Annotated in this window: 20 protein-coding genes; 8 read left to right on the plus strand and 12 right to left on the minus strand. The window is 52.1% G+C overall.

Translation table 11 applies throughout. From position 1 onward, the window contains the following. Positions 1–221 precede the first annotated feature (221 nt). Positions 222–1,037, plus strand: a complete 816-nt coding sequence (pdxK, locus tag NST29_RS17905; RefSeq protein WP_033020206.1) for a pyridoxine/pyridoxal/pyridoxamine kinase — start codon at positions 222–224, stop codon at positions 1,035–1,037. Between the two features lie 208 nt (positions 1,038–1,245). On the opposite strand, the gene putP is transcribed toward pdxK, so the two are convergent. After that, positions 1,246–2,703 carry a sodium/proline symporter PutP gene (gene putP, locus NST29_RS17910; protein ID WP_061912672.1) on the minus strand — a complete coding sequence of 486 codons (1,458 nt, stop codon included), beginning with the start codon at positions 2,701–2,703 and terminating at the stop codon, positions 1,246–1,248. A gap of 549 nt (positions 2,704–3,252) precedes the next feature. On the opposite strand from putP, the gene NST29_RS17915 reads away from it, so the two are divergent. The 3 genes from NST29_RS17915 (at position 3,253) to NST29_RS17925 (ending at position 5,518) form a co-directional block, all read left to right on the plus strand. Next, complete coding sequence (locus NST29_RS17915) at positions 3,253–4,074, plus strand: basic amino acid ABC transporter substrate-binding protein (protein ID WP_033842789.1); 822 nt, start codon at positions 3,253–3,255, stop codon at positions 4,072–4,074. Positions 4,075–4,142: 68 nt separating this feature from the next. After that, entirely contained in the window at positions 4,143–4,799 is a 657-nt protein-coding gene (locus NST29_RS17920; protein WP_033017983.1) for an amino acid ABC transporter permease, read from the plus strand. Further along, entirely contained in the window at positions 4,796–5,518 is a 723-nt protein-coding gene (locus NST29_RS17925) for an amino acid ABC transporter ATP-binding protein (RefSeq protein ID WP_033842788.1), read from the plus strand. Before NST29_RS17920 ends, NST29_RS17925 begins: the two co-directional genes overlap by 4 nt. Positions 5,519–5,629: 111 nt before the next feature. On the opposite strand, the gene qoxD is transcribed toward NST29_RS17925, so the two are convergent. From qoxD to NST29_RS17950, 5 genes are all read right to left on the minus strand, one after another. After that, positions 5,630–5,929 (minus strand): cytochrome aa3 quinol oxidase subunit IV, encoded by a 300-nt coding sequence (qoxD, locus tag NST29_RS17930; RefSeq protein ID WP_033017979.1) that lies wholly within the window; start codon positions 5,927–5,929, stop codon positions 5,630–5,632. Position 5,930: 1 nt separating this feature from the next. Then, positions 5,931–6,545: a cytochrome aa3 quinol oxidase subunit III gene (gene qoxC / locus NST29_RS17935; RefSeq protein WP_033017978.1), complete on the minus strand. Its 615-nt coding sequence runs from the start codon at positions 6,543–6,545 to the stop codon at positions 5,931–5,933. A 3-nt stretch (positions 6,546–6,548) separates the two neighbouring features. Beyond that, entirely contained in the window at positions 6,549–8,495 is a 1,947-nt protein-coding gene (qoxB, locus tag NST29_RS17940) for a cytochrome aa3 quinol oxidase subunit I (RefSeq protein ID WP_033842786.1), read from the minus strand. Between the two features lie 18 nt (positions 8,496–8,513). Then, positions 8,514–9,419, minus strand: coding sequence for a cytochrome aa3 quinol oxidase subunit II (gene qoxA, locus NST29_RS17945; RefSeq protein WP_033842785.1), 906 nt, complete (start codon positions 9,417–9,419; stop codon positions 8,514–8,516). 310 nt (positions 9,420–9,729) lie between these two features. Beyond that, positions 9,730–10,470: an RNA methyltransferase gene (locus NST29_RS17950; RefSeq protein ID WP_033842784.1), complete on the minus strand. Its 741-nt coding sequence runs from the start codon at positions 10,468–10,470 to the stop codon at positions 9,730–9,732. Positions 10,471–10,701: 231 nt separating this feature from the next. Between NST29_RS17950 and NST29_RS17955 the strand changes: the two genes are divergently transcribed. Further along, entirely contained in the window at positions 10,702–12,090 is a 1,389-nt protein-coding gene (locus NST29_RS17955) for an amino acid permease (RefSeq protein ID WP_061912671.1), read from the plus strand. A 530-nt stretch (positions 12,091–12,620) separates the two neighbouring features. On the opposite strand, the gene NST29_RS17960 is transcribed toward NST29_RS17955, so the two are convergent. Then, positions 12,621–14,021, minus strand: coding sequence for a hypothetical protein (locus NST29_RS17960; protein ID WP_061912669.1), 1,401 nt, complete (start codon positions 14,019–14,021; stop codon positions 12,621–12,623). Between the two features lie 187 nt (positions 14,022–14,208). On the opposite strand from NST29_RS17960, the gene NST29_RS17965 reads away from it, so the two are divergent. Both NST29_RS17965 and manA read left to right on the plus strand, forming a co-directional pair. Beyond that, positions 14,209–15,732, plus strand: a complete 1,524-nt coding sequence (locus NST29_RS17965; RefSeq protein WP_061912668.1) for an FAD-dependent oxidoreductase — start codon at positions 14,209–14,211, stop codon at positions 15,730–15,732. A gap of 141 nt (positions 15,733–15,873) precedes the next feature. Beyond that, entirely contained in the window at positions 15,874–16,836 is a 963-nt protein-coding gene (gene manA, locus NST29_RS17970; protein WP_061912667.1) for a mannose-6-phosphate isomerase, class I, read from the plus strand. A 102-nt stretch (positions 16,837–16,938) separates the two neighbouring features. On the opposite strand, the gene NST29_RS17975 is transcribed toward manA, so the two are convergent. Then, a complete protein-coding gene (locus tag NST29_RS17975) occupies positions 16,939–18,081 on the minus strand; it encodes a glycerate kinase (RefSeq protein WP_061912666.1) in 1,143 nt (380 codons plus the stop codon). Positions 18,082–18,384: 303 nt separating this feature from the next. On the opposite strand from NST29_RS17975, the gene NST29_RS17980 reads away from it, so the two are divergent. Beyond that, the gene (locus tag NST29_RS17980; RefSeq protein WP_061912665.1) at positions 18,385–19,623 is read left to right on the plus strand and encodes a GGDEF domain-containing protein; all 1,239 of its coding nucleotides are present in this window, start codon (positions 18,385–18,387) and stop codon (positions 19,621–19,623) included. 121 nt (positions 19,624–19,744) lie between these two features. Here NST29_RS17980 and rlmH read toward each other — a convergent pair whose 3' ends face one another. The 4 genes from rlmH to NST29_RS18000 all read right to left on the minus strand — a co-directional run bounded on the left by rlmH (position 19,745) and on the right by NST29_RS18000 (position 22,806). Then, positions 19,745–20,224 carry a 23S rRNA (pseudouridine(1915)-N(3))-methyltransferase RlmH gene (gene rlmH, locus NST29_RS17985; protein ID WP_061912664.1) on the minus strand — a complete coding sequence of 160 codons (480 nt, stop codon included), beginning with the start codon at positions 20,222–20,224 and terminating at the stop codon, positions 19,745–19,747. 83 nt (positions 20,225–20,307) lie between these two features. Then, positions 20,308–20,457 carry a CxxH/CxxC protein gene (locus NST29_RS17990; protein WP_082799330.1) on the minus strand — a complete coding sequence of 50 codons (150 nt, stop codon included), beginning with the start codon at positions 20,455–20,457 and terminating at the stop codon, positions 20,308–20,310. A gap of 228 nt (positions 20,458–20,685) precedes the next feature. Further along, positions 20,686–21,906 (minus strand): trypsin-like peptidase domain-containing protein, encoded by a 1,221-nt coding sequence (locus NST29_RS17995; protein ID WP_061912663.1) that lies wholly within the window; start codon positions 21,904–21,906, stop codon positions 20,686–20,688. A 105-nt stretch (positions 21,907–22,011) separates the two neighbouring features. Then, entirely contained in the window at positions 22,012–22,806 is a 795-nt protein-coding gene (locus tag NST29_RS18000; RefSeq protein WP_033017904.1) for an MBL fold metallo-hydrolase, read from the minus strand.

Here is a 22,806-nt window from a genome sequence, read left to right on the forward strand (position 1 = left end):
AAACATCAGGGCTGATGGAACAAGTTTTTTCTACTTGAGAAACGATTCGAAAAAGCGGTTGAGCAAGTAAATCACCAGCCTTCTAGTGATTTCGCAAACAGGAAAGAAACCGCGTCGCACGTTCGCTCAAGTTTGGCGATTCTTGCTTCGATGGAGAGCAACGATTTCGTCCTTGAAGTCGGCTTCCTAATACCATCTTTTAAAACAAAGGAGTGATGACGATGACTATGCCAAAAGCATTAACCATCGCCGGTTCGGACAGCAGCGGCGGCGCCGGGCTGCAGGCGGACTTGAAAACATTCCAAGAGCTTGGCGTATACGGCATGACGGCGATCACGACCATCGTCGCCATGGATCCGCACAACCGTTGGGCGCATCAAGTCTTCCCGGTGGACTTGGCGACGATTGAAGCCCAGCTGGAGACGATCATCGTCGGCGTCGGAATTGATGCCTTAAAAACAGGCATGCTTCCGACAACCGATATCATTGAATTGGCGGCGCGCACCATTGAAAAACATGGATTGAAAAACGCGGTCGTCGACCCGGTGATGGTATGCAAAGGGGCGGATGAGCCGCTCCATCCGGAAAATACGGTGTGCTACCGGGAAACGCTCGTGCCAAAAGCCACCGTCGTGACGCCGAACTTGTTTGAAGCCGCGCAACTGTCCGGCCTGCCGCGCCTTGAAACGATCGAGGACATGAAGGAAGCAGCTGGGCGCATTCATGAACTCGGCGCCCGATATGTCATCGTCAAAGGCGGGCGGAAAATTCCGCATGACTATGCCGTGGACGTCCTTTATGACGGCAAAACGTTTGAACTCCTCGAATCGGAACGGATTGACACGACGTATACGCACGGGGCCGGCTGCACGTTCTCGGCCGCCATCGCCGCCGAACTGGCCAAAGGCCGTCCGGTGAAAGACGCCATTGCCACGGCCAAAGCGTTCATCACCGCCGCCATTCGCCATTCGTTCCCGTTAAACGAATACGTCGGGCCGACGCATCACGGCGCTTACCGCCGCTACGGGGAACAATAGGCAAGGCTTCTTCGGCCTTGTCTTCCCCCACCGCGGAATGAAGCAATGCAGGGACTCTATGGAAAATAATTCGATATGTGCTAGAAAGGATCGGTCGCGCCATGGCGCGACCAGCGCGGCGACTTGTACCCGGATTGGGATCCAGTGAAATAGTCCGAAACAACAAAAAGGGTGCCCCTGCGCAAGAGACACCCTTTTTGCCTATTTTTTAGGACAGCAGCTGCTTGAATCGATCAAATTGTTCCGCTACTTTCCGTTCTGGCTCCTTCGTCAGCAAGCTGACGATGACAATCGCTGCCAGTCCAGCCGCAAACCCCGGGATCATTTCATACAGCAGCTCTTTTAAGTAGGCGGATTGCGTCCAAAGAATCACTGTCAACGCCCCGGCGACCATGCCGGCGAGCGCCCCCCATTTCGTCATCCGCCGCCAGAACAAGCTAAGCAAAATGACCGGTCCAAACGAGGCGCCGAATCCGGCCCACGCATAGCCGACCAAGTTTAAAATCGTGTCGTTTTTCGTGTACGCCAGCGCCGTCGCGACGACGGCGACAAGAAGAACAGACAGACGCCCGACAAAGACAAGCTCCTGATCCGAAGCCGCGCGGCGGAATACGACTTTATACAAGTCTTCGGTTAGTGAGCTCGAGGTGACGAGCAGCTGGGATGAAATCGTGCTCATAATCGCCGCCAAAATCGCCGCCAGCAAAAACCCAGTAATAATCGGATGGAACAAAATATGACCGAGCTGAATAAACACGGTTTCCGGGTCATCAAGTTTCATACCGCGCTGCGAAAAGTAAGCGATTCCAAAAAGTCCCGTCAACATCGCCCCAACGACCGAGAAAATCATCCAACCCATGCCGATGCGGCGAGCGTTCTTCATTTCTTTAATTGACTTAATGGCCATAAAACGAACGATAATGTGCGGCTGGCCAAAATATCCAAGCCCCCAAGCGAATAACGAGATGATGCCAAGAAAACTTGTCTCTTTCCACAGATTCAGCAAATTCGGATCAATATCACGAATAAGGCCAATTGTTTTCACAGGCCCGCCCGTATGGAACAGCGTCACCGCCGGCACCAAAATCAACGCGATGAACATAATTGTTCCTTGTACAAAATCGGTCCAGCTGACGGCCAAAAAGCCGCCAAACAACGTATACGCAACCACAACGCCGCCGACGATCCACAAGCCCGTATGATAGCTGACGCCAAACGAGTTTTCAAACAGCACGCCGCCCGAGACAAGGCCCGATGAGACATAAAAAGTGAAAAAGACCATGATCACGATTCCTGATACCATTCGCAACAACTTCGTTCGATCACCGAAACGGTTTTCCAAAAACTCTGGAATCGTAATCGAATCGTTCGCCACTTCCGTATAGACGCGCAGACGCGGCGCAACGAACAACCAGTTTGCATAAGCGCCAAGCGTCAAGCCAATGACGATCCAAGCAGCGCTTACTCCGTCCACGTACATGGCTCCCGGCAGCCCCATCAACAGCCAGCCGCTCATGTCAGAGGCTCCGGCGCTTAACGCCGTGACCGCCGGCCCGAGCGTGCGGCCGCCAAGCATATAATCGGACAAATTCGACGTCCGTTTATACGCCCAATAGCCGATCCACAGCATGCCGATTAAGTAGACAATGACTGAAAATAAAACCATGCTGATTCCCCTTCCCTTGGCTGTCTTATCACCACTTTCATCATAACGAAATTAATAGTATTTACACAATAGTTTTATTTTTTTTCCATAGGGCAACAAAAATGGTTCGTTGCCACAACGTGTCCTTGGCAAGTGAGACTTCTTTTCGCATCGCCTTAAAATTGTTGATTCGTTAACAGAAGGAAAGATGGCATGGGTTGAACCAGTCAAGCACAACTTTTAGTGAAGAGCGGTAAAAATACCAATCAATAAAACCATTGCTTGCAGGGTTTTCTTTTGATATAATATTCAGTAAAGTTCGACATTTACCTTTTGCCGTCTTGTCCAACTAGAAGTTATTTTATAAAAATTCATTTTCGATTTTAATCCCACGACTACCTTTTGGAAAACCAAACAAAACACTTGATAAATACAAGATTTTCCCCATTTATACGGAGGTACCAAAATGTTCAAACAATTATTTTTATAAAACCTATTGCATAATCAAAAAAATATTGATAGTATGATAATCGTTCATCGACCATGATTCCAAAGGGGGATTTTTATAAGATGTGGAAGAAGAAAAGTTTGTTTGCAGCCATCGTGGTTGCGCTGATGATGGCGCTCGCCGCGTGCGGCAGCAAGTCGAAAGAAACAAGCTCACCGTCGGGAAGCGAAGGGGAAGCAAAGAAAAAAATCGTTGTCGGAACGGACGCGGCGTTCGCACCATTTGAGTACATGGAAAAAGGAAAGATTGTCGGATTTGACGTCGATCTTCTCGACGCAGTCATGAAAGAAGCCGGTTTGGACTATGAACTGAAAAACATCGGCTGGGATCCGCTGTTCGCCGCGCTACAAAGCAAAGAAGTCGATATGGGCATTTCCGGCATCACGATTAAGGATGAACGGAAACAATCGTACGATTTCTCAGCACCGTACTTTGAAGCGACGCAAGTCATCTTAGTCAAAGAAAACAGCCCGGTGAAAAACGCCCTTGATCTGAAAGGAAAAACGATCGGTGTGCAAAACGCGACTACAGGGCAAGAAGCGGCTGAAAAATTGTTTGGCAAAGGCAACCACATCAAAAAATTTGAAACGACCGTTGTCGCGATTATGGAAATGTTAAACGGCGGTGTGGAAGCGGTCATTACAGACAACGCCGTCGCTAATGAATACGTCAAAAACAACCCAACGAAAAAGTTGAAAGTCATCGAAGACCCGAACAACTTTGCATCGGAATATTACGGAATGATCTTCCCGAAAAACAGCGAGTTAAAAGCAAAAGTGGACGACGCATTAAAGAAAGTGATCGACAGCGGCAAATACACGGAAATTTACAAAAAATGGTTTAATAAAGAACCGAATATCCAACGCCTAGGTCAATCATCGTGAACAAACGAAACAGAAACATGCGTAACTGCCAGCAAGTTACGCATTTTTCGTAGAGAAAGGTGAGATCAATGGATTTCCGTTTTGACATTATTGTTGAGTATGCGCCTTACTTTTTCCAAGGGCTGCTGGCGACGATCGGCGTGTCATTGGTCGGCATCATCTTCGGCCTCATCCTCGGCCTGTTCATCGGCCTTGGCAAAATGGCCCATCATCCGCTCGTCCGCCTTCCCTTTACTTGGTACATCAACTTTTTCCGCGGCACGCCGCTCGTCGTGCAAATTTTGCTCGTCCATTTCGGCGCCATGCCGCTCTTGCTTGCCGAACCAAACGCCATCGTTTCATTGGCCGTCTCGCTGTCGCTGAACTCGGCTGCCTATGTAGCAGAAATTTTCCGCGCCGGCATCCAATCGATCGATAAGGGACAAATGGAAGCCGCCCGCTCGCTCGGGATGACCCACGCGCAAGCCATGCGTTACATCATCTTGCCGCAGGCGTTGAAGCGAATGATTCCACCGTTTGCGAACGAGTTTATCGTTTTGATTAAAGATTCGTCGCTCGGGATGGTCATCGCCGCTCCGGAAATGATGTACTGGGGAAAAGCGGCCGCCGGCGAATATTATCGCGTCTGGGAGCCGTATTTGACCGTTGCGTTCGTTTATCTTGTTTTGACATTGTCTTTAAGCAAGCTGTCACATTATCTTGAAAGGAAGTATTCGACCCAATGATCGACGTACGGCAACTGAAAAAATCGTTTGGTTCGCTTCAAGTATTGAAAGGAATCGACGTCCATATCCGCGAAGGAGAAGTCGTCGTGGTCATCGGTCCGTCGGGTTCGGGGAAATCGACGTTTTTGCGTTGCTTAAATCTCCTTGAGGATTTCGATGAAGGGGAAATTATCATTGACGGCCTCAATTTGAAGGCGAAAGACACGAATTTAAATAAAGTGCGGGAAGAAGTCGGCATGGTGTTTCAACGCTTCAACTTGTTTCCGCATATGACGGTGCTCAACAACATTACGCTGGCGCCGATGAAAGTGCGTCAATGGCCGCGTGAAAAAGCGGAAGCGAAGGCGATGGAGCTGCTCGCCAAAGTCGGCTTGCAAGATAAAGCGCACGCCTATCCGGATTCCCTTTCCGGCGGACAGTCGCAGCGTGTCGCCATCGCTCGTGCGCTCGCCATGGAACCGAAAATCATGCTCTTTGACGAACCGACGTCAGCGCTTGACCCGGAAATGGTCGGCGAAGTGCTCTCGGTCATGAAGCAGCTGGCCAATGAAGGGATGACGATGGTCGTTGTCACCCATGAAATGGGCTTTGCCCGCGAAGTCGGCGACCGCGTCTTGTTTATGGACGGCGGCTACATCGTCGAAGAAGGAAAGCCGAAAGAGTTGTTTGATCGCCCGCAGCACGAGCGGACGAAAGCATTTTTGTCCAAAGTATTGTAAACGCGTCTTGCCCCATTGAAGGCAAGACGCTTTTTTACGGCGGAAACGCCGTGCTTTCGCCTCGTCTTTTAGGATAGAAAAAAGCTGGCCGTGGACTCGGCCAGCTTCGCTCTACAACACAAACTGCATGACCCAAATCGAACCGGCGACAACGACAACCGCGATAAAGAAACTGTACATCATATTGAACGTCTGCATGCGGCCGCTGTCGCTTTCGTTGACGTGCATGAACATAAACAGCTGCAAGCTGGCTTGGATGACGGCAAACAGCACAATGATGCCAATGACTGCCTTGAGCGGCAGCCCGGACGAGAGCGCCACCCAAAGCGCCGCAAACGTCAAAACGAGCGACAACAAAAACCCGATGATATGTTTCCACGGAAATGATTCTTGATGGCTGTTCGCGCCCATGTTAGATCACCATCCCTAACAAATAGACGAGCGTGAAGATGAAAATCCAAACGACGTCCAAAAAGTGCCAATATAAGCTGACAATAAACACTTTGCGAGCCGTTTTCGCCGTCAACCCTCGCTGGAGGAGCTGAATAATGATGAGAATCATCCAAGCGATCCCTAAACTGACGTGGGCGCCGTGCGTGCCGACAAGCACAAAGAAGCTGGACAGAAAGGCGCTCGTCTGCATCGTCGCCCCTTCATGGACGTAATGGATGAACTCGCGAAGTTCAAATGTGATGAACCCCGCGCCAAGCAGCAGCGTGACAAGCAGCCAAGCGATCAGCCCGCTCATGCGGCCGCGCCGCATTTCAAAAATGGCCAGCCCGCACGTAAAACTGCTCGTTAACAGCAACAGCGTTTCAATCAAAACGTCTTTTACCTCAAACAGCTCGCCTGCCGTCGGTCCGGAGCCGGTCCGTTGAAACAAGACGAGATACGTCGCAAACAGCGTCGCAAACAACGCGACTTCCGCCCCGAGGAAAATCCAAAAGCCCAATATGTTCAACCGACTCTCTTGTGTCCGATACTCCAATGGCATTGTTTCATCATAACGATGTGCCGCTTCTCCCATTCGTTACGCCCCCTTTCGCGCCGCCCGTTCCATCCGTTTAATCTCATCAACCGGAATATAGTAGCCGTCATCGTCTTCAAACGAGCGAAGAATCAACCCGAGCACAATGAACAGCGCACCTGCTATCGCTAGCGCAAACCATTTGAACACAAGGCCGAATCCGGCGACGAAAAATGCCACCGACATCCAAAACGGACGTCCTGAGTTGCTTGGCATATGGATCGGCTTCAAATCCTCTTCTTTCACGTGGAAGCCGCCATATTTTTTCTTCATCACCCAATATGCATCGATATCTTCCACCACCGGTGTCACCGGGAAATTGTAATGCACCGGCGGCGATGCCGTCGCCCACTCGAGCGTCCGCCCGTTCCACGGGTCGCCGGTCATGTCGCGCTCGCCGTAGCGCGCGCTGTAATAAATGTTATAGCAAAGCACGATAAATCCGATGCCCATCAGCACCGCCCCAACAGTCGCGACAACGTTCAGCGGCGTCCAGCCGAGACCGTCCGAGTACGTGTACATGCGGCGCGTCATCCCCATCAGTCCGAGGAAATACATCGGGAAGAAGCAGACGTTAAAGCCGATCATAAACAGCCAAAACGTCCATTTGCCGAGCCGCTCGTTCAATATATGGCCAAACATTTTTGGATACCAGTAGTGCAAGCCGGCAAAGCAGGCGAACACCGTCCCCGCGATCAACACGTAATGGAAGTGGGCGATGAGAAAATAGCTGTTATGATACTGGTAATCGGCCGCCGCCATCGCCAGCATCACCCCTGTCACACCGCCGATGACAAAATTCGGAATAAACGCCAGCGACCAAAGCATCGCCGTCGTAAAACGAATTTTTCCTTTACGGATCGTAAACAACCAGTTAAACACTTTCACCCCGGTCGGAATGGCGATCGCCATCGTAGTGATCGAGAACGCTGAATTCACCGCAGGCCCCGCACCCATTGTAAAGAAATGGTGCACCCAAACGATAAAGCTCAAGAAAGCGATCCCGACGATCGAACCGACCATCGCTTTATAGCCAAACAGCCGTTTTTGCGCAAACGTGCTGACGACTTCCGAAAAAATGCCGAACGACGGCAAAATCACGATATACACTTCCGGGTGGCCCCAAATCCAGAACAAGTTCGCCCACAGCATCGACATGCCGCCGTTGGCCATCGTGAAAAACTGCGTGTCAAATACGCGATCGAACGTCATTAGCGCCAAGGCGACCGTCAAAACCGGGAAAGCGAAAATAATGAGCACGCACGTAATAAGAATCGTCCACGTAAACATCGGCATGCGCATCAACGTCATGCCGGGCGCGCGCATTTTTAAAATCGTGACAAGGAAGTTGATCCCGGTCATGAGCGTCCCGATCCCGGAAATTTGCAAGGCAACGGCGTAGTAGTTGTTGCCAACGCCATGGCTGAATTCGTTCCCGGCCAACGGGAAGTACGCCGTCCATCCGGCATCCGGCGATCCGCCGATGACGAACGAAATGTTAAACAGCAACGCCCCGAAGAAAAAGAGCCAAAAACTCAACGCGTTCAAATACGGAAACGCGACGTCGCGCGCCCCGATTTGCAGCGGAACGACGATATTCATCAAACCGATGATAAACGGCATGGCCATAAACAAAATCATAATCGTCCCGTGCGTCGTGAAAATTTCATTATAGTGCTGGGCATCAAGAAATTTCATGTTCGGAGCGGTCAGCTGCGCCCGCATCAAAAGCGCATCGACGCCCCCGCGGAACAGCATGAGGACGGCGCAAATAATGTACATAACCCCGATTTTTTTATGGTCAACGGTCGTAAGCCATTCGTCCCACAGCCATTTCCACTTTTTAAAGTACGTCAATACAAACACAATGCCGATCATCGTTAAAACGATCGCCACATCGGCCGCATAAATGAGCGGCTCGCCGGTGACAAAAAACTCGCTCCACTTCATCGGTTCGCTCCTCCTTTCCTACTCTCCATGATGGTGACCTTCAGACATGCCGTCATCCCGTTGATGCTCGCGACCCTTCGAATGACCGTTTTCATGGTGGCTGTTTTGCTTGGCATGGTCGATCCACTCCAAGTGAGTGTTCGAAAACGTCATCCGCCCAACAAGCCCCGGTTTTAAAATTTGCGTATATGTTTTCTCATCGAGCTTCGGGGCGGTTTGTTTCACTTCCTTCACCCATTTGCGGAAGTCAGCTCCCGTTTGCGCGACGACCTCAAACTCCATATGGGCGAACTTTTCCCCGGAAAAGTTGGCGCTCCGCCCCATGTAAGAACCGGGTTTGTCCGCTTGCAAAATCAGCTCGGTCTCCATGCCATCCATCGCGTATTTTTGGCCGCCCAATTCCGGCACCCAAAACGAGTTCATCGGCCCGACGGAAGTCAGCTTAAACTTGACCGGCACACCGGCTGGAATATGAACGTAGTTGACCGTCTCGATGTTTTCTCCCGGATAGCTAAAAATCCACTTCCAGTTTGCCGCCGTTACATGAATCGTGATCGGCTTCACTTTCTCCGTCGGCGGCTTTTCCAAGGCAAACGTCGCCTTCACCGTCGGAACAGCGAGTGCAGCGACAATCAAAATCGGAATGGCCGTCCAGACGATCTCAAGCAGCGTATTCCCTTCCTCATCCGGCGGCTCATAATCAGCGTTTTCCGGCTTTTCGCGATAACGGATCAGAAAAACGGCAAACAACGTAAAAACAACCACAATAATCAACAACATAAAACCGATCGACCACATGATCAAATCATACTGCGTGCGCGCCACCGGCCCTTGCGGATTGAGCACAGCTGTGCGCTCCACACAGCCTCCAAGAAAAAGGAAAAGCGGCACCATCAGCAACGCCCGCCATTTTGCCCGTTTCATCGCTGTCAATCCCCCTTTATCCGCTCCGATCAAACAGAGCGATTCGATGTCACTTCTTCTTTGTTTCTACCATATCAAAATTGAAAATCGTTGAAATGAACAAAAGGAAAAATTCATAAATCAGCAAAACATTTGTCACAAACTGTTCAATCATTGTTCAAGAAATCGCCACTTCTTTTCCTCTATTAGGCAACATGGGAAAGGCGGACAAACTTGAACAGCCGTTTTCCTCCCGTGCCTTATATGGGCAATGTCCCAACGCGAACAGGACGAATGCGGAGACCGTCCAAAGCAAAACAGCCGGGCATCCTTACTGAAAGGAACCCGGCTGTCCGCCTTTCCCCATCGTATATCCTCGTTGTTCCAGCTGTTTGCGGATGCGCGGCTGCAACGTCTGCCACATCCATTGTTCATAAAGCGCCCGTTTCTCCTCAAACGACAAATAGTAGCGCTCACCGACTTGGCGGCGCGCCCGTTCCGTGACATCATAGAGGGCCAACGCGGCGGCGACGGAAATATTAAAGCTTTGCACAAACCCGTGCATCGGAATGATAAACGTTCCGTCCGCTAGGCGAAGCGCCTCTTCCGACACGCCGCGGTGCTCGTTGCCAAACAGCAGCGCCGTCGGCCGCGACAAATCGATGGCGGAGAGCGGAACCGCTCCGTCGCCCAAATAGCTTGCGTACACTTGATAGCCGCGCTGCTTCAAGTCGGCGACCGCCGTTTGCACATCCGGCTTTTGATGCAACGTCAACCATTGATCGGCATAGCGCGTCACAAGCCGGTTCGGAGCAAACGGCGCCCTTCCGGCTACAATGGAAACATCTTGGACGCCAAACGCTTCCGCCGTCCGCAGCACCGCGGCCTGATTGTGCGGATCGTCAACCGCCTCCATCATCACGGTAATGTAGCGGGTGCGCTCGTTCAGCACCTCATGCATCCGCTGAAGCCGACGCGGCAAAATCATTTCCCAAACCGGGCGCGTCGATTCGGTGAGCAGCCCTTCTTTTTGGAGCTGTTCAACGATCGCCTTCGCCTCCCGTTCTTCCATCTGCCTAACCTCCGCTTCTCTTTTTGTGTTTTCCATTGTACAAAAGAGGGCGCAAAGGGCGCAATTCCATTATTTTTAAATATTATTCAAACTATTTTTTAAATATCAATTAGAAACCATTGCCCGTTTACAAATAGTTATTATATCAATTAATATTTTATTGTAAGCGTTTTAATAATCGTTTTTTAGAAAATGATTTTGATATTCTTAGTTTTTAAGGAGGGAAAAGAAATGGAACAAAAACAGCCGCAATTGCATCGCGGATTGGAAGAACGGCATATCTCACTGATGTCGCTCGGCGCCGCCATCGGCGTCGGCCTGTTCCTTGGCTCGGCCTCGGCGATTGAAATGGCAGGCCCGGCGATTTTACTCGCGTATGCGCTAAGCGGTGTCGTCATGTTTTTCATTATGCGCGCGCTAGGGGAAATGGCCGTTGACCATCCGGTCGCCGGCTCATTCAGCCGCTACGCTTACCAATATTTAGGCCCGCTGGCCGGCTACTTGACCGGCTGGAATTATTGGTTTTTATGGGTCGTTACGTGCATTGCGGAAATCACTGCCGTCGGCATTTACATGCAATTTTGGTTTCCAGACACGCCGCGCTGGGCGTGGGCGCTCGCGGCATTAATGGTCATGACATTGGTCAACTTTCTTGCTGTCAAAGCCTACGGGGAGTTTGAGTTTTGGTTTGCTTTCATCAAAATTGTCACGATCGTTGCCATGATTGTCATTGGTTTTGGCATGATTGCTTTCGGTATCGGCAACGGGGGCGTTGCCACCGGCATCAGCAACCTTTGGAAACATGGTGGCTTTTTCCCGCATGGAATCGGCGGCGTTTTGATGTCACTACAAATGGTGATGTTCGCCTATCTAGGCATCGAAATGATCGGCGTCACCGCCGGCGAAGTCAAAAACCCGCAAAAATCATTGACCAAAGCGATCAACAGCGTTTTTTGGCGCATCTTGATCTTCTATGTCGGCGCCCTGTTTGTCATCATGTCCATTTATCCTTGGAACGAAATCGGCGAAAAAGGGAGCCCGTTTGTGCTGACATTTGAAAAAATCGGCATTCACGCCGCGGCTGGCATCATTAACTTTGTCGTCTTAACGGCCGCCCTGTCGTCGTGCAACAGCGGCATTTTCAGCACGAGCCGAATGCTGTTTAACCTCGCCGAACAACAAGAGGCCCCACAGGCGTTTGGCCGCCTAACGAGCCGCGGCATTCCCGGCGTTGCCTTGATTGTCACCGCCGTGGCGATGCTGGTCGGCGTTTACTTGAACTATGTATCGGAAAAAGTGTTTCAATGGGTGACAAGCGTGGCGACATTTGGCGCGATTTGGACGTGGGCGATGATTTTGCTGTCGCAGCTGAAGTTCCGCAAGCAGCTCAACGCCGAACAAGTGAAGCGGCTCGCGTTCAAGCTGCCGTTTTATCCGTACAGCACGTACGTCTCATTGGCCTTTTTGCTCGCGGTGGTCGCCTTGATGGCATACTTCCCGGATACACGCATCGCTTTATTGGTTGGTCCGGCTTGGCTCCTTCTCTTGACAGCAGTATATTTCGCAAAAGGCATGCATCGTCGTCAGCACAACCGTGAATCGAAAAAACAAGCCGGCTGAAAAACGAAACGCCCCCTCGAACGGCCTCCCTAGACAGACGGAGATCGTAGCGCCGACCGTTTCGCCGGCATCATTCAGAAAAACGAGACTGACCAAAACGGTTGACTGTTCTCAAAATAGTCGCCCATTGCCGTGCAGCAGCCGCTTTATATTAGCAATGAGAGGAAAGCTTAATCCAAAAGGTTGACTGTCTTCAAGATAACTTCCTTGATGAAACAATTTCGTCACCATCAGAAGGATGAACATCCCTTTGCCTATGTTCGAATGGCAGGTATTTTCACGATAGACACAACATGTCGTGCAACAGAAGCAGTCAGCACGTATATAGCAATGAAAGAGGGTATCCCGATCCTTTTGGGACACCCTCTCCTTTTCGCTTTTCTTACACTTCGTTTGCGCGATCGACGTTTTCGTTTCCAAGACGATGAGTTGTTGCCACCGGCGGCACTTGTCGGCTTTTTCGTTCCTTTCCAATCGTTCACCGACCGATCCGATTTTCAACCTTCTTCCGGCACATCGGTCCAGTTTCCTCACTCATGCCGACCAAGTTGCTTCTTGTCGGCTCCGATGTACGCCTGACGCGGGTGATTGGGCTGATCCGGATATTGGAGACGAATTTTTCCTTCCTCTAATAGTTTCCCTAAGTAGTTGTTGCGCAGCCCGTCCGGCGTTCGCTCCAACAGTGCCGCCAGTTCTTTTAAACGAAGCGGCCGTTCATGGCATAAACGAACGATCAATTCCTCCATCACCGCTGGGGCGAGCCGCTTTTTTCGCCGCGCCAATTCCGCCATCTTCCACAACCGTTCATCAACCGCCTCTTCTTCTTCATCCGTACCGCCGATGCCGATTTCGCTACTTACGAAGTCGGGTGCGCTGTTTACGGAGTTGGGCGGTTTAGTTACGGAGTTGGGCGAGATATTCATGGAGTTGGCATCGCTATTTAAGGAGTTTTCGGCCTTGCTTACGAAGTTAGACCCGCTATTTACGTAGTTTGGTTCGTTATTAACGAAGTTGGGCTTTATATTTATGGAGTTAGGAGTGTTATTTACGAAGTTTTCATCGCGATCCAACTCGCCTGATTCCATCCATTCTTGTTCGATCTGTTGCACAACTTCGTCTATCCCTGTTTCAATTGTGGCGCTCGTTTCTTCTGGAAACGGCAACAAGCATAGTGTCACGATCGTCCGGTCGGGAGCGGTTTGTTGCGAAATATCGACCGGAGCGGCGAGCGTCCGTCCGCAGCCGTCACTCATCCGTTTCAAACCGGAGCCGGCCCGTTTGCACACGTCGATCAGCAAAAACATTTTAAAAATATTCGGGTTGCGCAAGTTGCTCATTTGCCCAGCCATCGCCGCCTCAATCGGAATGCGAAACCGCCCGGGATTGGCAAAGCGAAACGAAGCGCCGTCCTTCTCTACGATGATGCCGCCTTCCTCCCCATAATCCGCATGGACAAGCGCGTTGACCAACGCCTCCCGCAGCACCATCCGCCCTTCTTCTGACCAAACGTGGCGCTCCGCTTCAGCGAGCACGCGAAAATAAAAGTCGTAGACGTTTCCCGACCACGTTCCGTCTTGCGAGGTGAAGCGCTTCATCCAACCGGCTTCCGCCCGCTCCGCATGCTCCCGATACTCCAAAAAGTACTGCGGGAGCACCTCGGTGATGATCCGCTCTTCACTGAACATCAACAATCCGGCGAGGGTCAACCCTTCTTTGCTGCTGTCGCGCAGTTTGCCCCACGCTCCGATTTTGTATAAAAATTCTTTTGTCTCGAGGCCGTTCCACGGATGGTCGGGCTTCACCCGCGCAAACCGCTCCCGATAGTGATTGACGGTCTCAAAGTTGAGCTCGCTTACGCTGTAATGTTCCAAAATCAGACTGTCGGCCCATGAATGGGCGCGATCATGAAACGGGTTTGTATATTTATTCACTTCTGATCTTCCTTTAACATTATTTTCACAAAATCTTTTTTCCTCTTTTCTTTCTATTGTATCATCTTTTCCTGCCGTTGCGGACGGTTGCGAAAAAAGAAACGGGTGTGGATAGGTGGAATAACACGCCATAACCGAGAGCAAACTACCAAAAACGAGACTGTGGACAGTTAAGGAGGTTTCATCCATGTCATCTCTTCCTTCAGCTGTGGAACCATACTGGCGCGATTCCGTTCCGCTTCCGTCGTTTTCAACGCTTGACGAAGACATTTCCGTTGATGTTGCGGTGATCGGCGGCGGCATTTCCGGAATTACGACCGCTTATTTGCTCGCCACGCAAGGAGTCCGTGTCGCTCTTGTCGAGGCCGATCGATTGCTCAACGGAACAACGGGCCATACGACGGCAAAAATCACCGCTCAACACGATCTTATTTACGATGAACTGATCAGTCACTTTGGCGCGGAAAAAGCGCGCCTTTATTACGACGCTTGCATGGATGCGCTCCGCTTCATCCGCCTTACCGTCGAAAGCCGGGAAATCGATTGCGATTTTGGCGAACAAGATGCCTACGTCTATACAACATCTTCCTCCTCTTTACCCAAACTTGTGAAAGAGTGGGAGGCGTACGAACAGCTCGGCATTGAGGGCGCTTTTGTCGATTCGATTCCTCTGCCGCTGCCAGCGACAGCGGCGGTCGTAATGAAAAAACAGGCGCAGTTCCATCCGCTTACGTATTTACTCAAGCTTGTTGAAGTCATCGTCAACGCCGGTGGCGCCATTTATGAACATACGCCCGCTGCAGACATCGAACAAGGGAAGCGGTTGGCTGTCATCACCCGAAACAAGCGGCGGATTGCGTGCGACCATGTCGCTATTTGCTCCCACTTTCCGTTTTACGATGGGGGATTTTACTTTTCGCGCATGTACGCCGAACGTTCATACGTATTGGGAGTCACGGTCGCCGAGCCGTATCCGGGCGGGATGTACTTAAGCGCCGACGATCCGAAGCGCTCCATTCGTTCCGTTGCCGCCAACGGTGAGACGCTGATTTTGATCGGGGGCGAGAACCATAAAACCGGCCAAGGTGTACCGACAATGCATCATTACGAGGCGCTGTCCTCATTCGCTTCTCAGCTGTTTACGGTGAAGGACATCCGTTATCGCTGGTCAGCCCAAGACTTGACGACGCTCGATAAAGTGCCGTATATCGGCCCGATGACAGCGGACACACCGACGATTTATGTCGCGACAGGATATCGAAAATGGGGAATGACAAACGGCACTGCCGCCGGACAGCTGCTGTCCGATCTCATTCTCGGCCGCGACAACCGGTATCGCGATTTGTATTCCCCATCGCGTTTTTACGCTGACCCGAGTGTGAAACAATTTTTCACCACCAATCTAGATGTCGCCAAACACTTGTTGGCCGGGAAAATAGAGCCAGTCAGCCGCCGGCCGCAAGATTTGGCGCGCGGCGAAGGGGCGGTTGTTGCGGTCAACGGAAAACGAGCTGGTGCCTACAAAGACGAGGCAGGAATGCTCCACGTTGTCGATACGACATGCACCCATATGGGCTGCGAATTGGAGTGGAACGGCGGGGATCGAACTTGGGACTGCCCATGTCACGGTTCACGCTTCTCGGTCGATGGCGCCGTCGTCGAAGGTCCAGCGACGCGCCCGCTGCGCCGCATCGAATGGGACGCGACATGACGAATGGAAAGTTGATCCCGATTCACGCATGCCCTGCAGTCCAACGAGCTTACCGTTTTCATTTGCCGCTGGCGCCATTCATGGTAAGATAAAAATGGATAAAGGATGGCATCGGCATGACGTTTTCGGGAGGGATGACGCATGGATTTTGAACCGATTTTTCTCACTCCTGTATTCCAAGAACGGATTTGGGGCGGCACAAAGTTGGCCGAACGATTCGGATATGAGATTCCATCCGCGCAAACGGGGGAATGTTGGGCGGTATCGGCTCATCCGCATGGCCAGACCAAAATCGCCCAGGGACCGTTTGCCGGAATCACACTGGGACAACTTTGGGAGGAACGCCGCGACTTGTTCGGCCATTTTCCATCGGATCGTTTTCCGCTATTGACAAAAATTTTGGATGCGAACGCTGATTTATCAGTGCAAGTTCACCCGGATGACGACTACGCGAAGACACATGAGGGCGGGGAACTCGGCAAAACGGAGTGCTGGTACATCATTGACTGCAAGCCGGGGGCCGAGTTGATTTACGGCCATTATGCGGAAACGAAGGAACAGCTGCGCGCCATGATGGAGGCGGGGGAGTGGGACCGCCTGCTCCGGAAAGTGCCCATTCAGCCCGGTGACTTTTTCTATGTCCCGAGCGGCACGATCCATGCGCTCTGCGAAGGAACGCTCGTTCTCGAGACGCAACAAAGCTCCGACACAACGTACCGCGTCTATGACTACGACCGCGTCGACAGCCACGGACGGAAACGCGAACTCCATCTGGAAAAAGCGCTGGATGTCACCACGGTTCCGCACCGCGACGCCGATGTTCGCCCCTATGTCGCCGAGTTTCCGGGGGCAACGGTGACGACCTTCGTGGAGGGGGATTACTTTGGCGTCCAAAAATGGAACATCCATGACACGTTCACGTCAGCGCAGACAAAGCCGTTTCTCATCGTCAGCATCCTCCGGGGCGAAGGCGAACTCATCCACAATGGGCGCGCTTATCCGCTTCGCTACGGGGACCATTTGATTTTACCGCACCAATTCGGCTGCTTCACGATCCAAGGGACACTCGAGGCGATCGCCTCATGGCCGCGGGCAGGCAAATAAACGGGCCGTGCTCGCCGCGCCTAGCACCAATGTCTCTGCTAGATAAGGAACAGGCGCTCCGTCGTTTCGCACGGGCGCCTGCTTTCTTTTTTTCCCTAGTCCTCACCCTCTGCTTTGGCCGAGACGATACACCGCAGCGATGTGTCGCGCCGTCTGCACCACATACTGTTTCGCCTGCTCCAGCGCCTTGTCAAGCGGCACGACGCCAGGAACAATCGTAAACAATGCGTCAATGCCGTGATCCAACACGACATGACTGTCTTCGCCCAATGACCCGGCAATGCCGATGACCGGGACGCCAAACCGTTTCGCTGTTTTCGCGACACCGATTGGCGTTTTGCCGAAAACCGTCTGTCCATCGATCCGTCCCTCGCCCGTGATCACCAAATCAGCGTCTTTGACGCGTTCTGCTAGTTGGACGGCTTCGATCACAAGATCGACGCCGCGCCTCAACCGCGCCTTTAGAAACGCCAGCAATCCCGCTCCTAAGCCACCCGCCGCACCAGCGCCCGGGATGTCGCCGACCCGCCTCCCGAGTTCGCGCTCGACGACATCCGCATAATGCGCCAAATTCCGGTCGAGAACGGCGACCATGTCGGGCGTCGCCCCTTTTTGCGGGCCAAAGATGACGGACGCGCCGTTCGGCCCCGTAAGCGGATTCTCGACGTCACAAGCGACCTCAATGCAAACGTCTTCAAGGCGTGGATCCAGCCCAGAAAGGTCAATCGCATATAGATCGGCCAAAGCGCCTCCTCCCGGACCAATGTCGCGGCCGTCGCGATCCAACAGCCGTCCACCTAGCGCTTGCACCATGCCCGCTCCCCCGTCGTTCGTCGCACTGCCGCCAATGCCGATCACCAAGCGAGTCGCCCCGGCATCGAGCGCCGCACGAAGTAATTCCCCTGTTCCGCGCGTCGTCGTCAGCAGCGGATTGCGGCGATGGCGGGGAACAAGGTGGAGTCCCGAGGCGGCCGCCATTTCAATCACCGCTGTCTTTCCGTCGCCAAGCAAGCCGAAAAACGCCGGCACAGGGTCGCCTAACGGTCCTGTCACTTCGACGTTTATCAAGCGGCCATTCGTTGCGTCAACCAACGATTGTACGGTTCCTTCCCCGCCATCGGCCATCGGCACTTTCACATAGTCCGCTTCCGGAAACACGGCGCGAAACCCACGCTCCACCGCCTCAGCGACTTCGAGCGCCGAAAGACTTTCCTTAAATGAATCAGGAGCAATGACAATTTTCACATTTTTCCCCTCCCTGGCTTTGGGGTTCATGTCAAATTTCGCGAAAAAAGTCGAAAAACCATGCCATTCTGTCTATTTTCACAATTATGTATATAGTACTATAATAGACTTAACTGCTCGTTTGTTTGCTCCAAATAAGAACATATTCATGCCTTTGGGCCCCGTCTTCACCGCCCGCTGCCGCCTGCCGCCGCTCAAACGGTGACCGGGAACGCGCTGCCATGGTGGTTAGCCATCCTTTTCTTTGGCGTTGTTTCGCCAGCCCAAAAGTGGTCAGAGGTCAGATCATAGGAGAGAGTTGAGATGTTATTTCAAGCGCGACCAGTGATTTTCATCCTTTTTTTCGTTTCGATCATCATCGTTGCTGTGTCCGAGCCGCCCGTCCTTGATCGCACTTATGCCGTTGCCTTGTTGGTTTATTGGGTGTTTTCGAGCTTATATTCGCATTTGCGCGTCGTCGACAAAACGAAAAACAACATTCCGGTCGACTACGGCATCAACTATAGCCTGTCGTTCGCCTTGTTTGCCGGCCCGCTTGGACTGTTTCTGTTCGAGGCGTTGCTTCGCTTGACAGAGCATGGGACGAAAAAGTACTTGAAAACCGCGGAGCCTGATGAATGGCTGCACACGCTGTACAACATCGGCTCGTTTGTGACATTCAATTCGCTGGCATTTGCCATATACAGCTTCTTGGCTCCACTGTTTGAGACCGTTCCGTTCATCGGATTTTGGCTGCTGATCTTCCTGCTTGTTGTGACCGTTTCCTTCTTGACTGACTGTTGCTTAATCGTCATTTTCTACATAACAGGCGACATTCAAACAAGGCGCGAAGCTCTCGATTTTATTAAAACGAGAAGCTGGGCTGATATGGCTAAAACCGCGCTGACCAATGGCTTGCTGTTTCTCTTTTTGCAAGAGCAGCGCTGGGACATGCTTTTATGCTTGTTTCTGCTCAACTATTTCGTCAGCCGCTCCTTTTTTTCCAAGTCACAAAGCATCCAGCATAAGCTCGAGCGCGACCATTTTGAAAAAATGGCTTATACCGACTTTTTGACCGGCGTCCACAACCGCGCCTTCATGGACCAAACGATTGCCAAGCTAAACGGAACAGGGGAATGGATCGGCGTTGTCGTCGCCGACATCGACAATTTTAAGAGAATTAATGACACATACAATCACGCGGTCGGCGATGAAGTCATCCGCCACTTTACCTCAATCTTGAGACGATTTTTGCAAGAAGAAGATTTTCTATTCCGCAGCGGCGGCGAGGAATTTACGATGTTTTTGCGCCATCGCACCTTTGAACAATGCATCCAACTTGTGGAAGAAATGCGAAAAGCGGTGCAACGCAGCACGGTGTTTGTCGATTATGGGATGAGCAAACAGACCGTATCGTATACATCGTCCTTTGGTCTTTACTTTTTTCGAGCCGAGGGGACGATGTCAATCGAAAAGGCGTACATTTATGCCGATCATTTATTGCTTCGCTCAAAAGAAAGCGGCAAAAACAAAGTGTCTGCCCAATGTGGGGGAGCTGCCTAGTCAGGCCGCTCCTTTTCCATCCCCTCGCCAGCGCACCGGCCAACCGGAACAAGCGAAAAACCCGGCTATCACCCGAGGCGAACGCCGAGCTCAGCCCGCTTTGTTTACGAAACGACCTGTCTTACTTATGATACGGCTCCCCCCGGTTGATGCGGAAGGCGCGGTAAATTTGCTCGAGCAAAATGAGCCGCATCAGCTGATGGGGGAACGTCATTTTTGAAAACGACAGCGCCTCATCGGCACGCGCCATCACTCGTCTGCTCAAGCCGAGCGAGCCGCCGATGACGAAAGCGATGTTGCTCTGCCCGTAGGTCGCCAGCTCATCGAGATGGGCAGCAAACTGCTCGGACGATTTCATCTTCCCTTCGATAGCCAGCGCGATCACATAGGCGCTGTCAGGGATGTGAGCCAACAGCCGCTCTCCCTCTCGCTCTTTGATTCGTTCCTCTTCAAGCGGACTCGCCCGCTCGGGAGTTTTTTCGTCCGCCACCTCGATGATCTCGATTTTGGCATACGGGGATAACCGCTTTTTATATTCATTCACTCCAGCGATTAGGTAGGTCTCTTTCAACTTACCCACAGCGGCAATGCAAATATGCACAATCCATCCCCACCTTGTAAACACTTTATCAACAACATTTATCCACATATACACAATATATATCCACATATTGTGTAAAAATATTAGCTTCCTACTACATATATGGCCCTCTTCCCGCAAAACCAACACCTGTTTTCATCGTTATCCACAGGGGCCAAGTCAGGGGCTCGTTCCGTTTCATCCACATATTCATCAATGGCGGCATCAATATGTTCTTCACATGTGAATATCATCGCTTCCCCCTCCTTATCGCCCGTTTATGAGCAGGAATCCGTGCCAGCCAACCGGTTCGTTCATGGAAAAGTTCCAGGGGCAGCGATCTGCCCTCGACCGTGCCAGCGCGGCATTTTCACAGAAACGTTCCATGGGCGGCGCGCCCCGCCCTCCACCCAAGGATGAAAATCCGTGCCGGTTCGGCGTTTTCACGGAAAGAAGGAGCGGTCTCGCTCCTTCTTCTTTGTTTAATACGATTCACGCGCCAGTTTTAAAGTAACTGTCCGTTTTTTCCCATCGCGGTAAAACGTTACGTCCATCCGGTCTCCAATCGACTTTTTCGTGTACAAGTACTTGCGCAGATCGAGCACGTTGCGAATTTTCTCGCCGTCAAGCGCCACAATGACGTCGAATTGCTGCAAGCCGGCTTGGGCCGCTGGCGACATCGGGACAACTTGAATAACGGCAGCACCTTCGGTTACGTTTGCCGGCAAATGAAGCGTCGCTTGCCAATGATATGACGGAATGTCGCTTAACGAGCGAAGCTCCACGCCCATATATGGGCGGCGCACTTGACCATATCGCTCCAAATCGGAAATGATCGGGATGGCGGCATTGATCGGAATGGCAAAACCGATGCCCTCGACAGCCTCTTGGGCGATTTTCATGGAATTAATGCCGATGACTTGCCCTTTAATATTTACAAGGGCGCCGCCGCTGTTGCCCGGGTTGATGGCCGCATCGGTCTGCAATACTTCGGCATTCCAGTCGGGATTGCCGTCTTGGTCCAAATCCACTTCCACCGTCCGGTTCGTTCCGGAGATGATGCCTTGCGTCACTGAGCCTGCGAACTGCAAACCGAGCGGATTGCCGATGGCGATGACCGGCTCTCCCGGCTTCACGGCGTCAGAGTTGCCGAACTGGGCGATTTTTTTCACATGTTTCGCCTCAATTTCCAGCACGGCCAAATCCATCAGTACATCGCTCCCGAGCAGCTTCGCCGGCACCCTCGTTCCGTCCTTCAAGCTGACTTCCAGCTGGCTTGCGTTTTCAACGACATGATGGTTTGTGACGATAAACGCCCTTCCTCCCGCCTTTTTGTAAATGACCCCCGATCCAACGCCGGTTTCTTCACCTTGTGACCAGAAGCCTGCCGCTTGAATATTGACAACGCCAACAACGGCATCCGACACTTGAGCGATGGCTTTCGTGACCGCTGTGGTCACGTCAACAGAAACGCTTTGCTGGATGGGAGGGGTGCCATTGTCCCCTGCCCGCTCTTCTCCGCCAGCTTGCTCGGAAGGGGCAACATTGTATGGGAGAATGTCCCAACGGGAAAGCGCTGGAATCGAAAGGAGCACGAGCCCGCCTCCCAGTATGGCGCCGACGAACGCCGAGGCAAACGAGCCGCCGCGCCGTGTTCGTCTCGTTTGACCGTGCGATTCATAATGATCATCGTAATATCCCATGCCCATCACCACCTTTTTCTATATTTCTCTCCATCCCTCATTATAATCATGAACAGAGAAAAAAATCCAATCGGTGCCCGTTGCGCAGCCAAAGCCGCACCGCCATTAGACGCAAGCGAGCGCGGTCGCCTGATGCGGATCGGTATCGTACAGATGAAAGCGGCCGCCGACCGCGAGGCCTTTTTGTTCCAGTGTTTGCGCTACGGTCATGCGCGCCAGCTCCTTCATATTGTTGTCTTGGCTCAGATGGGCCAAATAAATTCGCTTCGTCCGGTCGCCGATCACATCGGCCAACGCCAAGCCCGCCTCCTCGTTCGAAATGTGGCCGACATCGCTTAAAATGCGGCGCTTGACGTTCCACGGATACCTTCCCATTCGCAACATGCCGATGTCATGGTTGCTTTCAAACACGAACACGTCGGCGTTCTCCACTGTCTTTTTCATCCGCTCGCTCACATAACCGGTGTCGGTGAGCAAGGCGAGTTTTTTTCCGCCGCAATGGAAGACGTAAAACATCGGCTCGGCAGCGTCGTGGGAAACACCGAATGATTCTACATCAAGATCGCCGAACGTCTTTACCGCGCCGAGCGGAAAAACGAACTTTTGTTCACTCGGGATTTCCCCAACCGCCGCCTCCATCGCTCGCCATGTTTTTTCATTGGCAAAGATCGGCAAGCGATATTTGCGCGCTAAGACGCCAAGCCCCTTAATGTGATCGCTATGTTCATGGGTGACAAGAAGCGCATGCAGTTCGCTTGGGTGGCGGCCGATTTGCGCAAACAGCGCCTCCAGTTGTTTGCCGCTCAAACCGGCATCGACAAGCAGACGCTGGCGATCCGTTTCCACATAAAAGGCGTTGCCGGTGCTGCCGCTTGCCAGTACGCTAAATCGCATCGTCAT

It is taken from the genome of Geobacillus sp. FSL W8-0026, assembly GCF_037966255.1.
Lineage (GTDB): Bacteria > Bacillota > Bacilli > Bacillales > Anoxybacillaceae > Geobacillus > Geobacillus icigianus.